General features: G+C 51.0%; 9 protein-coding genes. All 9 read left to right on the forward strand.

Annotated features, from left to right (window positions below; genetic code table 11):
- The first annotated feature begins 2 nt into the window (after positions 1–2).
- The 9 genes from D8S85_RS21585 to D8S85_RS16355 all read left to right on the forward strand — a co-directional run bounded on the left by D8S85_RS21585 (position 3) and on the right by D8S85_RS16355 (position 13367).
- The gene (locus D8S85_RS21585; protein ID WP_172726529.1) at positions 3–155 is read left to right on the forward strand and encodes a hypothetical protein; all 153 of its coding nucleotides are present in this window, start codon (positions 3–5) and stop codon (positions 153–155) included.
- Positions 156–998: 843 nt separating this feature from the next.
- Positions 999–1574 (forward strand): DUF3575 domain-containing protein, encoded by a 576-nt coding sequence (locus D8S85_RS16320; RefSeq protein ID WP_008860764.1) that lies wholly within the window; start codon positions 999–1001, stop codon positions 1572–1574.
- A 13-nt stretch (positions 1575–1587) separates the two neighbouring features.
- On the forward strand, positions 1588–3069 hold the full coding sequence (locus D8S85_RS16325; protein ID WP_008860763.1) for a DUF3868 domain-containing protein: 1482 nt from the start codon (positions 1588–1590) through the stop codon (positions 3067–3069).
- A 60-nt stretch (positions 3070–3129) separates the two neighbouring features.
- Positions 3130–4296 carry a hypothetical protein gene (locus D8S85_RS16330; protein ID WP_118944680.1) on the forward strand — a complete coding sequence of 389 codons (1167 nt, stop codon included), beginning with the start codon at positions 3130–3132 and terminating at the stop codon, positions 4294–4296.
- A 73-nt stretch (positions 4297–4369) separates the two neighbouring features.
- Positions 4370–5275: a FimB/Mfa2 family fimbrial subunit gene (locus tag D8S85_RS16335; protein WP_007750260.1), complete on the forward strand. Its 906-nt coding sequence runs from the start codon at positions 4370–4372 to the stop codon at positions 5273–5275.
- Positions 5276–5293: 18 nt separating this feature from the next.
- Positions 5294–6859, forward strand: a complete 1566-nt coding sequence (locus D8S85_RS16340; protein WP_120096614.1) for a fimbrial protein — start codon at positions 5294–5296, stop codon at positions 6857–6859.
- A 6-nt stretch (positions 6860–6865) separates the two neighbouring features.
- Positions 6866–9223 (forward strand): fimbrial tip adhesin FimD, encoded by a 2358-nt coding sequence (gene fimD / locus D8S85_RS16345; RefSeq protein WP_120096611.1) that lies wholly within the window; start codon positions 6866–6868, stop codon positions 9221–9223.
- 14 nt (positions 9224–9237) lie between these two features.
- Positions 9238–12399: a hypothetical protein gene (locus D8S85_RS16350; RefSeq protein ID WP_240648711.1), complete on the forward strand. Its 3162-nt coding sequence runs from the start codon at positions 9238–9240 to the stop codon at positions 12397–12399.
- A gap of 71 nt (positions 12400–12470) precedes the next feature.
- Positions 12471–13367 (forward strand): DUF5106 domain-containing protein, encoded by an 897-nt coding sequence (locus D8S85_RS16355; RefSeq protein WP_120096608.1) that lies wholly within the window; start codon positions 12471–12473, stop codon positions 13365–13367.
- Positions 13368–13373 lie beyond the last annotated feature (6 nt).

Below are 13373 nucleotides of genomic sequence, written 5' to 3' on the forward strand. Positions count from 1 at the left end.
TTATGGCATACCTTATATCTTTAAAATTCATGTGCAAGAATTTTGTTTTCAGCCTTTTATATATCATTCAGATGGGTATGATCCGGCAGATTGATTTCTCCGGCGGTGTTTCCGTTTACGACCGGTTGCACCGGAAACGCGTCATCCCGTTATAACACGCCCCGGACAGAACGGCCCTTCCATTTCTACAGGTACCGGCAGGACAGACCCATGTTGTGCGATATCACCGGATAACGGACAAATCCCGCCCGCAAATTTTTTACACCGTTAAGCGATAGATACATACAAAAAATCGGATGATTTCTTTTGAAGAGAAGTTCTAAACAACTACAAAAATACGAAAATTATTGAGAATGACAATGAAAGCAGCCGGAATAATTGCCTTGTCGTGCAAAAAAAGTTGTGCGACAAGAAGAATATGTTGAGCCAATTAACGCTATTTTCAGTGTACGTCGCTGATATATAGATGATTGTATAAATAAATTTCTCTTCAAAAGAGAAATGCGACAGGTTGATCGGCAAAGACGAATAGTTGGAACAGACAACCGTTAAAAAGAGTCTTTGTCATGACTGGCTAAAAGAAAAAGGCAGGCAATATGGAAAGAAATAATAAGTGCAAATGACTCTTGAGCGACATGAAAAGTGTTGAGTGAAAAAACGTTTCTCTCTTTAAGAGAAATGACTACGCTTCGAAGATACGAAAAATCCCTCAAACGGCTATAAAATCAGCCATGTTTTTTTTCAGTTATTTGCATCTTATCTCTTTTCCACAACAAGCATTGAGCTTTTGCCTTTCCTCTTAAAATTATTAATAGTTGAATATCAGCTAATTACAAGCAGAACCAACCTTTTGTATTTCTCTTAAAGAGAGAAATATAAATCGTGTGCGGGGTATTTCCCTCTAAAAAATGAAAAAAAACACGGGACCACAGTCCCCATGATTGATAACAAAGTGCCGGCTTTGCCGGTTCAAATGAGATAACAAGAAGAAGGAAAATATGAAAAAACTGATCCTCGGTGTTTTCCTTGCCGTCTGCTGGTGTACAGGCACCGCCAACGCGCAGGATATAGCAGCAAAGACCAATCTGCTGTATTGGTCAACCACAACGCCCAACTTGAGTCTGGAATTTGGGTTGGGTCAACGCACAACCCTCGACCTCACGGGTGCCTACAACCCGTGGACGCTGAATAAGGACAAGAACAAGAAAATCAAGCACTGGCTGGTGATGCCGGAGTTCCGCTACTGGCTCTGTGAACGCTATAACGGCCACTTCTTCGGTCTGCACAGCGGCTACGCCTTCTACAACATCAGCGGCGTGAGAATCCCTTTCCAAAGCAAATCCACCAAGGACCACCGTTACCAGGGCTGGGCCACGGGCGTCGGGCTTTCATACGGCTACTCGTGGATTCTGGGCAAGCGTTGGAACCTCGAAGCCACGATCGGTCTGGGCTACATCTACACGAATTACGACAAGTACGAGTGCGCCACCTGCGGAAAGTTCAAGGGCAGTCAGAATAAACACTACTTTGGCCCGACCAAGGCGGGCATCTCTCTGATATACATAATCAAATAACAAGGAAACGACTATGAGACGCTTATATATCATACTATTGTTGATACTGGCAGGTAGCCCCGTGATGCTGCATGCCGAGAACGAAACCAGTTACCTGCCCTCGATCGGAATCCGTCAGGGAGGTGTCGTCAAGCGGGACCGCTCGGTCGAGCTGACGATGTCCGTGGATTTGAGCAAGGCCAAAATCCGCACGCAGCACACCGTGGCGCTGACGCCCGTGCTCGTGTCGGCGGACGGCAACCGGGAAATCGCCTTTCCCCCGATTGTCATCGACGGCAAGACCCGCCACAAGGTCTATTTGAGGGCGCAACGCCTCGAAAGCGTGGAACTCCCGCCTTTTCACAACGATTCATCACAGGTTATCATACGTCACGGCGGCAAGAACCAACAGTATGACTATGCGGCCTCCGTCCCCTACGAGCGATGGATGCTCGACGGACGGGTCGAGATCCGCGAGGAGGTACACGGCTGCACCAACTGCGGCGAGGGTAAGGCCGAGCAAGGTCTGTGGAGTGGCATACTGCCCACCTTTATCCCGGATTACCGTCTCGATTCCATAGCCCCGGAACCCGAACCGGTGAAGGTACGTGCCGAGACCCGTACCGCACGGTTGCAGTTCCGGCAGGACAGTTACAAGATACTGCCCGGGTTCAAGGATAACCGTGCCGAATTGGACACCGTTTCCAACTCCATCGAACTGGTAAAGAAGAATACCGATGTCAAGATTATCGGCATCTACATCACCGGTTACGCCTCTCCCGAGGGCAGCATGGCGCACAACATGACCCTTTCCGAGAACCGCGCCAAGGCACTGGCCGACTATATCCGTCGTCACGACGGCATATCGCCCGACATGCTCCACGTGGACTGGAAAGGTGAGGACTGGGAAGGCTTCATCCGTACGCTCGGCGACTTCCCGAACCTGCTCAAGCGCGACGAGGTATATGAGGTCATCGAACGCTATCCCGACGAACGGGACTTCTGCGAGTTACAGCTCCAGAAACTCGTACCGCCGACCATTTACCTCAGGCTGCTCACCGAGATATACCCCGCATTGCGCCGCAACGAGTACCGCATCGAGTATAACGTGCGCAACTTCAACCTCGAAGAGGCGCGCCGCATGGTCGATGAGCGTCCCGATCTCTTGAGCCTGTCGGAAATGTACAAGGTGGCCGGCTCCTACGGGAAAGGCACGCCCGAGTACGACAAGGTGATGGCCACCGCAGTACGCTATTTTCCGACATCGCCCGCCGCGCTCAACGAGAATGCCGTGAATGCCATCTCCCGTGAGGAGTACGCCAGGGCGGTGGAGCTGCTCGAAAAGTCGGAAGTCACCGCGAAATCTGCCGGGTTGCTGACTACGCTCGGCGTGGCATACGCCGAAGCGGGACTGTATGACAAGGCCGAAGACGCTTTCCGGCGTGCCGCGGAGGCCGGTTCCGAGACGGCCCGGCATAACCTCGAAGAGGTGCGGCAGGTCATTGACCAGTTATAGACGAAAACCATAAACGAGAAGATATAAAACCCATTTTATTAATTTTTAAACAACAAAAAGATGAAAATCAAGAGTTTTTTATTGACAGCTTTAGCAGCTTCAATGGTTCTTGTTTCTTGCGACAAGAACGAAAGTGGGATCAATGCCCCTATGGACAAGTCGCTCAAGAGAGTGACAATCAAGTTGCCAAACCTCACGCCTTCTCCGAAAGTTCGTTCTGTAGGTGATGCCATGGAGAATAACTCACAAGTAGAATTGACCAACTTCAAGGTATTCTTCTTGGATGCTTCCGGAACAGAAGTAACCATTCCCGAATATCCGGCAGGGACAGTTCAAAAAACTTATTTTTCCAGCACTGATGACCAAGATTGGGCGGATATAACTGCAATTGGTAAAGACCTTACCTACCACTTCTTGCCCTATACAACAGTCAAGGTTGTTGTAGTTGGTAACCAAGGGAATATCGAATACACAAGCCTTGCAAACAAATCTGAAGATGTACCGAATGATACTGAAACCGGACATCCTACCTATACCCTCTACGGGGAAGATGACCTGGTAGAAGGTGGCGCTCCGGACGTCGCAGACCACCAGAATGTCTATCAGGCAAGTGTAACCCTGGAACCGCGCGTATCCCGTTTCGAAATCTACGGATTCAAGTACCAGATGGCACAAGCCCCCGCTACCAACAAATACACTTCTGTTAAGTTGGAGAAAATAGCGTTGAATCACTACTACACGGCGTATGACTTTGTAACGAAAGCACCGTCTGAGACTGGTAAGGTTTTCGACAACCCCACATCTTCTGAAATATGGACTTGGGTTAATGGCGCACAAGCTCCATGGGCAGACGTATTGTCTTCATCTGAAGCCGACGTGTTGAGCCTGAATCCAGGCGAATCAAAGGATCCGAACGGTGATACTTTGGTAGAAGGCGCTAACGGTGAGAATGCCCAAAATATTATCACCTACGGGTTGGCGCATGTGAATAATGCAACTAACAATCCAGAACTATTGTTGACATTGCATGGAACAACTGCAAGCGGAGCGGTAGAGCCGATTTACCTGCGCGGTCTGTTTACATCTGCAGATGCTTTCAATTCCGGAAAGATTTACCGGGTTCTCTACTCGTTCTCGGATGAAGATTTCGATCAGCCCGAGCGTTGTGTAGAACTGAATGTAAAGGTAGCAAACTGGACAGTAGTTCCCGTTACTCCTGAATTTTAACAATTGATAACCCGATACAGAGGGCGAAAGTTCCGCCCTCTGTATCCTTTAACACTTCAATCACATATATAATATGAAATTGACGAATATTGTTTTCTGCCTGACGTTGCTCGCCGGAGCCGCCACATCCTGCATCCGTGAGGATCTGGACGACTGCCTGAGCACGAACAAGTTGTTGCTCAGTTACAAGGGTGACGGCACCACGGAGATATTCCCCGACAAGATTTGCCGGGTGGAAATGTTCGTATTCGATGCAGAGAATCGATGCGTCAATTCGAGTATCTTACCAGAGGAACAAGTTAAGGGCCGCACGGCTACGCTTCCCCCGCTCGCTGACGGTGATTACCGGATTGTCTGCTTGGGGAACACCCACCACACGAAGGTCGATGGCATCGCTACGGGCGACTACGACCGGATGCTCTTTGCCGCCGGGGATTATTTCGACGAGAAACAGGTTGCCGGCAATGATTCGCTTTATTATGCCTCCACCTCCTATACCGTGCTGCCGTACAGCGCCCACAAGGGGGAGGACCAGACCAAAATCATAGAGTTCGCCAGCTCTCACTACGATCTGTTGGTGGAAGTGGCCGGAGTTCCCGTCACGGGAAACCGCGCAGGCTCGATGCCTGTGCTTGAGATATGCGGAGTCTCGCCCTGTACCGATTTCGAGAACCGGGCCTGCGGGGAAGCGACCGACTATTTGCTTGAAACCGAATACGAGGCCGGGAAAGCGTTGCTCACGGCCCGTACCAATATAATGCGTCACAAGGACCACGAGAACGTGAACGTCCGCCTGAGCGCCGCCCTTGATGGGGAGACGCTGGCCGAAGTCAACCTCGCCAAGTTCCTTGCCGACAATCCCGTTATCGACTGTTCCAAACACGAAGTGCTCATCCCGATACGCTTCGAGTTCAAGTCGGGAGAAATCACGGTAAGCGTACCCGAATGGTACATCGAACAAGTGAAACCTGAGTTTTAAGACCGAACCGAAAAGAATATGCTGAATACAAGAAAAATATTATATTGGGCGGTTACAGCGGTATGCTGTGGCTTGTTGCCTTTCGGGTGTGTCAAGGAAGATGCCGCCTCGCTCGGCGAACGGCACGACGTGGCGGTGCGCCTCAACGTGGGGACACGCGCCGTCAGCGAAACCGACGGCACGCCTGCCGGTGCAGAGTCTGCCATCCATACGCTCCGTGTCTATGCTTTCGTGGGCGGTCGGCCTGCGGGTCATTACTTTACAAACAACGTGACAGACCTTCCGCACACGTTCTTCATGGATCTCACTTTCTATTCGACTACCACACAGCAGATGGACTTTTACGTCGTGGCAAACGAAGGGGCCATGCGGACTCAAGGTTCGGAGGCCCCCGCATCGTTGTCTGAGACAACATCGGAAAACCAGTTGAACGACTTCTGGTTCACTGAATTGCGGGACATAACAACCTACGGCCTGCCGATGTTCTGTAAACTGTCGGCAACACTCGACTTCACGAAAGTAAGCGATAAAACCCCGACTGATCCTAATCATGCCGGACATACCCTGATTGAGTCCGACATCAAGTTCGAGCTGCAACGCCCCATGGGGAAACTCGGCGTATTTGCCGCCAAGCCGCGAGGCGAGACCGGCGAGTTGCGGATAACGGGACTGACCATGCTGTCTTCCGGTACGCTTACACGCAACTACCTCATGCCGCAGAGCGATGAAACGCTGAAGAACATAACGAGCATCTCCGGGGATTTTCCCTTGAAAGTGATTGAGGATGCGGTAACTGCCGAGTTGGCTAACAACATCACCGACGAGCAGCGGAAGGATCCGAAAAACTATACCCCCGTGCTGAACGCACCTTACTATCCGTTTGAAAACCCGTGGGGCAGCAACACTTGGAACGTCCCGGGCGATGAGAAAGGCAACGTCCTTCAAATTGAATACGAGTACGACGGAGCTGCACGCACCGGGCTGGTTTACCTGCCCCCGATTGAGAGGAACCACTATTACACGGTATGCTGCCTGATGCACAACGACGGCAAAATAACCGTGGAATACACGGTGGCAGACTGGGAGGGCGAAACATACCCGATTGAATTTAACTATCCGAGTTACGACAATCCGATCGCACCGTGGGTGGGCTCTTCGCTTCCCGAAGGAGGTAAATATCCCCAACCGGAAGTTTATTATAATCCGGATAAGACTTCCGCGCTCGGAAGTTACTCGTTCAGCTTCAAGATGACAGCTCCCGCCGGACAGAAGTGGACTCCCACGCTGCTCGACAATCCCGGAAAATTCGAGGTATCGGTTTACCAGAACGAGACGGAGATTACAGATGCCGACATGTGGGTGGCTTCCCCGGAGGCTTATGAAATACGGGTCAGGGCATTGTCAGCCGAGAATGTAGGTGAAACCGTAAGTCTGGGTATCAGTTATAGGCCGAGTTGGCTTGGTGATGACGAAACCTCCATGCTGCTGATTAACGGGCTGACCGGCAACCTAAAATGGGAAGGCAGCACGCTTGCCGAGACGATTGTGATCCGACAAGTAGAAGTACCTCAAACTCAAAATTGATGAGCTATGAAACAGCTATTATATCATATTGTTTTCTGTTGTCTGGCGGCAGTGGGTTTTACCGCCTGCGACAAGTATGACACACTGCATGTTACCGGGGTGGGAGGAGACGGAAACAGTATCATACTCGACCTCGCCTCCGCATCGCTGCCCGTGAGCCGCGCCACCGTCCAAGCCACAGGTGCGGAAGTGACAGTCAGCCATCTCGACGTGCTGATTTTTGAGGAGAACGGAAATAAAAAATGGCACGAACGGGTAAGTGGCAGTGCGGGCGGCAGCGGTAAAATCACCTTGGCGGCCAAGAGAAGCGATTTCGTCCCCAATGAGGCATACTGGGTATATCTGATAGCCAACAGCACGGCGGAGGTAGATGTGTTCGATGCCGAAGACTTCGATTTGATCCAACTCCGGGGAATGACGCAGGAAGACGAACGTATCCACGTGACCGGACTGGACGTTACCGATGCACCGAAGACATTCCTGATGGACGGCATAGCCTACCCGAAAGGGGAATCAGAACCTGAAACGGCTGCGGCCATCGAGCTGAACAACGGAGAAAGGGCTGACGATACGGAGTTGCAGGTGACACTGCGCCGTGCCGCAGCCAAGATTGTGGTTAAGATAAGCAGCGGCGAGCACGTGACATTTGATAATAACGGACCGGATGCCACTATCACTACTAATCCGGGATACTACCTGCGTAACATGCCATACTCCACCTCCGTGTTACCTTCCAACAATATGGATGCGGAAACTGCCAAGCTGAGAACCCCCGATTTACTCGGCGGCAATTATTTTGATTGGACTCCGGATTTGATTACCGTGACGGCGTATGCCTATGCGCATACGTGGGTAAATGCTTCTACACTGGAGAAGGAGGTGCGTCTCATCGTAAACATTCCGATGTACAATACCCCCCGTGATGCAGCAGGTAAACCTACCGGAAAAGCGCAGGAATACCTACCGAGCAGCTATTACCAGATTCCGGTCAGCAAGAGCAAGATGCTGAACCGTAACACCTGCTATGAAGTCACGGTGACGGTTGATGCCCCGGGAGGCAGCGACCCGTCGGAACCGGTTCCTTTGACAGGCATAGTCTATTCTGTGTACGATTGGGAGAATAAGCAGGTAAATGTCGGTGGCGAGGACGAGCGTCCGGCATATCTTACGCTGAACGAGTACGAGATAGAGATGCACAACATGGACGACGATAATACGACGCTGGAGTTTGCCTCTTCATCGGCTGTAACAGCCACTATTGACAGAGTCTATTATATCGACAAGTTCGGACAGGAGAAGGACTTGGAAATCATCAATGAAAGACAAGAACCGGACGTATGGGGCGAAAATACCGGTAGTAGCTATCAACCTAACTGGAAAAACGAATGTACAATCCGGATTACGCCGGATAAAAACATCACCGGCAAAATTGATGTCTATGGCACCGTACCCGGAAACAACGCCGTGAGATACATCGAGTTTACAGTTAAAAACGAGGAAGGCATCAAGCGTCAAGTGAAGGTGGCGCAGTATCCGCTGACCTATATCACGAATGTGGAAGGATATTATTCCTATCGCGATGATTTTGTGAGTACTGCTTCAGACGGAACCCGTGGTGTCACTACTTGGGAACGGTTGGCAGGAAAGGCAATAAACAAGGGACAACAATATAGTTCTGCACAAGTCCCTTATAACAATGATAATGCTTGGATATGCGGGTGTTCTTGGAGCACTTCGAATAATAGGTGGAATTACAGCAAGAACGGAACCGGATTCTTTAGTTCTAAAGTGGTGGTATCAGTTGATGATGACGGTTTATCCGATATCGAATATGCGCGTTGGAGAGAAACCCGAAGCAGATACCAACCTTATACATATACTTACAATGAATCAACCGCATCTGTTGGTCTGAATAATCACCGCATGTACCATGTGACCATTACGGCCACCTCAAGCGAATACACTTTGGGACGCCCCCGTATTACCGACGGCAAGACTGACCCCGGTGCAGACAATGCCGTATTGGTATCACCGTCATTCATGCTTGCCTCACAGTTGGGAGCTGTAGTTGGGATTTCAAATGAAAATGCTCAGGATGAACTTGATGCTGTTGCAGATCATTGCAAACAATATGTGGAGGTGGCTCGAGACGGAACGGTATATGATGACTGGCGCTTGCCTACAAGGGAGGAGATAAATATCATTTATAAATACCAGAATGCTTCAGATGTGATGGACGAGGTGCTTGCAGGTGACCGATATTGGAGCGCCTCCGGACTTGTAACAAAACCCGGAGTATCATCCCCCAGTGACCGGGCTATCCGCTGCATACGCGATGCCTACGATAAGAAAACCGGTAAATAGAAAGGAGGACTTATATGGATAAGAATATGATACAAAGATGGATACATGCGATCATGACTTTGGCCGCCATAGCGGTACTGTCGGTCTCCTGCCGGGAGGACGAGTGGTTCGACCCGTCACCCGCAGCCCGCGAAGGCTATGTGGCGCTCCGGTTCAGCGCAGATGTTCCGGCCATGGAGAAGGTGGCCACCCGTGCGGTGGACCCCGACGGTGGCGGCGTGCAGGACATGACGCTGTTCTGTTTCGACAGTTACGGACTCTTTATTACGACCGTAACGGCAGAGGTCATTTCTACGGATGTTAGCAACGGTACGTTTCAGGCCCAAGTGCCCGAGAACACCCGGACCGTGCATTTCCTCGCCAATCAGGTGATGACGGATTTCGAGCAGGATCAGTTCCGCAGCAAGTCGGAAGCGGAAGTGATGGCATTGCTCGAAGGCTCGTCCGGACGCATGATCTACTGGGCGCGTTTCGCCTGTGACAATTCCACCGATGAGTTGAAGAAACAGACCATCGCCCAACAGATGAGCGGTAAAGGGAACAGCATAACAATGCTCCGCAACCATGCCAAGGTATCTGTCAATGCCCCTGAAGACAATGGCTATTTTACAGTGAAAGGCTTTGCGGTCTATAATACGAATGCGTTCGGTACGGTAGCTCCGTACCATCCTGAAAAAGGATTCAATTTCACCGAAACCGACTGGCTGAACGATGATTTCGTCACGATTCCTGCCAATGATGCCAAGTTGAGCGACGTGACGGACGTGACCACGAATATGGGACAGTATATTTTCGAGAGTGAGAACAGTGCGGACGATCCGGTCAGCATCGTCTTGTATGGACGCAATGCGGGAGATACGGAAGACCGCTATTACCGCGTGATGCTGGTGGATGAGGAAGGAGACCAGATACTCATCAGGCGGAACCATGATTACCAGTTGAATATTACAGGTAGACTCTCTTTCGGGCAGACTACTTTTGCCGAAGCGTTGGAGGCGGCTGCCACGAACAACGTGTGGATCTCCATTTCCGACCGCGTGAACGAGGTGGAGGACAGCGAATATATCCTCACGGTCGAACAGACCGACTACGTGCTTGGCTCGGAGCTTGCCGGCAGTGCATATACGCTTTCATATACCGTCAAAGGCAAAGACGGAAAAAAAATAACAGAAGCTGACAAGGCGGAGGTGACATGGATAGACAACCTCGTGGCTCAGCAGGGAATTGCAAATACTTTTAAAATTGGCGACGATGGCGTAGGCAGAGGCACGATTATTATTAATCTGCTTTCAATGGGTGCCAATGAAAAACTGGAAGGTACCCTGCTCGTGAAGCACAGACGGTTGGAGCGTAAGATAAAGGTCATCCTGGTGAAGGAACAGTCGTTCGCCCCCTCGTGGGTGGACACACAAATTTATGGCGAAATAGATCAGTCAGACCCGACTAAGGACCGCTCACACGTGACGGTGATGTTTACCGTCCCCGAGACCGCCCCGGCGGAACTCTTCCCGCTGAAGGTTTACATATCCGTCGGCGGGCTTGACATCCGTCCGGAATCGGGCATGGCTCTTACCGTGGTCCGTGATGGCGAGAAAGACTGGTACAGCAGCGGAGACATCACTCCGGAACCGGACTACAAGTATCTCTACATCGTAGAACATCCCGGGGTACAGCGTGTTTATTTCCATAATATTCTGTCTCAAAATGAGGACTATCAGGGACATCTCTATATCGAGGCGGAACACTTCGAGACCATGAAACGGGTATTTACTTACTCCAACACCCGCAACTCCATCACGGTGGAAGGGCTGAAAGCCTACAATGCTCAGGGCGGTGGTATCGAGGGTTACCCCGATGATGAATTGATTCTTTACCGTCTGGTGCCGCAGAAAAGACATGCCAACATACAGTTTGATTTGCAGTTACGGGAAAAAACAGGTGATGATTTGGAAGATCACCAAAAAGGAGATCCATTCAATGCAGGAGAAAAGGATGAGTTCCTGCTCTATTCGCGGTATCTGGATTATTATGAAGATAATGAAACAGGCCAGGCCGGTGTAGATGCGTTCGACTGTACATTCTATCCCGATGAATCGGCTGCGTGGTGGCAAACCAACAACCCCAGCGGAGGACGCATGCTGATGTTCAAGCCGAAAAAGGAGATACTCAACAGACCGACCGGTAGTATTGGCAAGTACTCCATCTATATGAAATCCAACCGCCCCAAAAGTGCAGAGGTCATATGCATAGCTTCTAACATAAATGGAACCAATGCGGTGTTACCAGAAGATAATAATGGCGTTAATAATGAATATGGTGGCAATTCCTACCGCAGTGTCACCTTCGAGCTGGCAAATTACAACCCGTTCCGCTTCGGGGCAAGGCTGAACTATAACAATGAAGGTGAGCAAGGAAAAGAACCGGACAGGGAAGGAAAAACCGAGGAAGTGCCCGAGCTTCTTACGCCGTTGGAATGGACCTACGAACCCGGTAAACCGGTGGACATCGCCATCGACATAACCAGTTTTGCCGGTTCGGACGGCAATTCCGTGGACCCGTTCGGTGAGGAGTTTGAAATCTATATCGATGCACCCATGCTGGCATTGGGCAGCAATGCCGGTTTGGACGATAAACTCTACGAGGCAAGTTCGGGACGATTTGTCTATAAGGTGGATTCCGACCGCGAGACGGAACGGAGTTATTTCTCTGGTTCGAAAGTCATTAATGAGGATAATACCCCCGGTGAAAACGTGAACCAGTCGGGAGAACGCAAGACCTTGCACTTCACCACGAAGAGCATCGTGAGCGCGGGCGACATCGTCATCTCTTCCAACGAGGAAAAGGTCGTGTTCTACTCCAAGACCTTCCGCGTGACGAACAAGTCGATGGGCGGGAACATCTACTACGAAGATGAATCCGGCAGCCTGCAACCGATCCCTTCCAGTGCGTTTGTCGCGTTCGAGCGTGTCAGCAACAGCAGCCGTATCGGTGCCGTCACCGTGACTGCCGATGGTCGGTACGAACTGCGTCTGCGCAAGGAGTACACCTTCGACTGGTACACCAATCCGGTACAGTTCCATTACAAACTGAACGGCAAGGTTTACCACTGCACATACGAAAGTTTGTCTGAGTTGTTTAAAAGTCAGGATGACGTGATACTCACATTGGGGAACTGACAGGTTGAATAATACAAACGGAAACTCCGGCCGCTTCCACGTCCGGAGTTTTTCATAACACGATACGAAACATGAAAATTTTGAACCTTACCTTTTTCGCGTGTCTCTTCTGTGCAGGAATCGTATCCTGCGCGTATGCCCAAAAGCAACAGGAGAAGACAAGGGAATTTCGTTTGCCCGACATGCCCGTTACGCTGACGGCACCCGGCGACCGTGCCGCCTACCTTTCCCTTCACTACTGGGACCACTTCGACTTTGCCGATACGTCACTCATATCCCGCCCCGAAATCACCGAGCAGGCGTTTGTGGACTTCATCAGCATACTGCCCTATACTCCCAAGGCGCAGGAAGCGGTCGATACCCTTTTCCGCCGCGCCCTGGCCGACAGGGAAATGCTCTATCATTTCATCTCGCTGGGCGACAAGTACCTGTACGAACCCAATTCTCCCATGCACGACGAGGAACTGCATATCCTCTTTCTGCGTGCCTTGGTCAATCATCCCGGACTGGAAGAGACGGACAGGATACGTCCCCGCCACCTGTTGGAAATGGCGTTGAAAAACCGCCCGGGAGACGTGGCAACTGATTTCACCGTTGTTTGCCGCGACGGCAGAAGCAGAAGGCTTTCCGACATAAAGGCCGGTTACGTGCTCGTCTATTTCAACGACCCCGATTGCGAGGACTGCCGCCGGGTGAAGGAATTGCTCACCCTGTCCCCGGTTGTGAACGACCTGTTGGAGTCCGGCCGTCTGAAACTCCTCTCCGTGTGTGTGGAGGGCAAGACCCCCGCGTGGGAAAAGGCGGAATTTCCCGCCGGTTGGATAGATGGTTATGATGCCGATCAGCGGCTTACCCGCGAACAGGTGTACGACCTCAAGGCGATGCCCACCCTTTACCTGCTCGATGCGGAAAAACGGGTGATACTCAAGGACGCTTCGTTCGAGCAGGTGGAAGAACGGTTGTCCTGAAAGATG

Source organism: Butyricimonas faecalis, from assembly GCF_003991565.1.
GTDB classification, from domain to species: domain Bacteria; phylum Bacteroidota; class Bacteroidia; order Bacteroidales; family Marinifilaceae; genus Butyricimonas; species Butyricimonas faecalis.

Excerpts from the sequence above, each read along its gene's own strand:
- D8S85_RS21585 (WP_172726529.1), top strand. The coding sequence starts at position 3 with ATGGCATACCTTATATCTTTAAAATTCATGTGCAAGAATTTTGTTTTC.
- D8S85_RS16320 (WP_008860764.1), top strand. The coding sequence starts at position 999 with ATGAAAAAACTGATCCTCGGTGTTTTCCTTGCCGTCTGCTGGTGTACA.
- D8S85_RS16325 (WP_008860763.1), top strand. The coding sequence starts at position 1,588 with ATGAGACGCTTATATATCATACTATTGTTGATACTGGCAGGTAGCCCC.
- D8S85_RS16330 (WP_118944680.1), top strand. The coding sequence starts at position 3,130 with ATGAAAATCAAGAGTTTTTTATTGACAGCTTTAGCAGCTTCAATGGTT.
- D8S85_RS16335 (WP_007750260.1), top strand. The coding sequence starts at position 4,370 with ATGAAATTGACGAATATTGTTTTCTGCCTGACGTTGCTCGCCGGAGCC.
- D8S85_RS16340 (WP_120096614.1), top strand. The coding sequence starts at position 5,294 with ATGCTGAATACAAGAAAAATATTATATTGGGCGGTTACAGCGGTATGC.
- fimD (WP_120096611.1), top strand. The coding sequence starts at position 6,866 with ATGAAACAGCTATTATATCATATTGTTTTCTGTTGTCTGGCGGCAGTG.
- D8S85_RS16350 (WP_240648711.1), top strand. The coding sequence starts at position 9,238 with ATGGATAAGAATATGATACAAAGATGGATACATGCGATCATGACTTTG.
- D8S85_RS16355 (WP_120096608.1), top strand. The coding sequence starts at position 12,471 with ATGAAAATTTTGAACCTTACCTTTTTCGCGTGTCTCTTCTGTGCAGGA.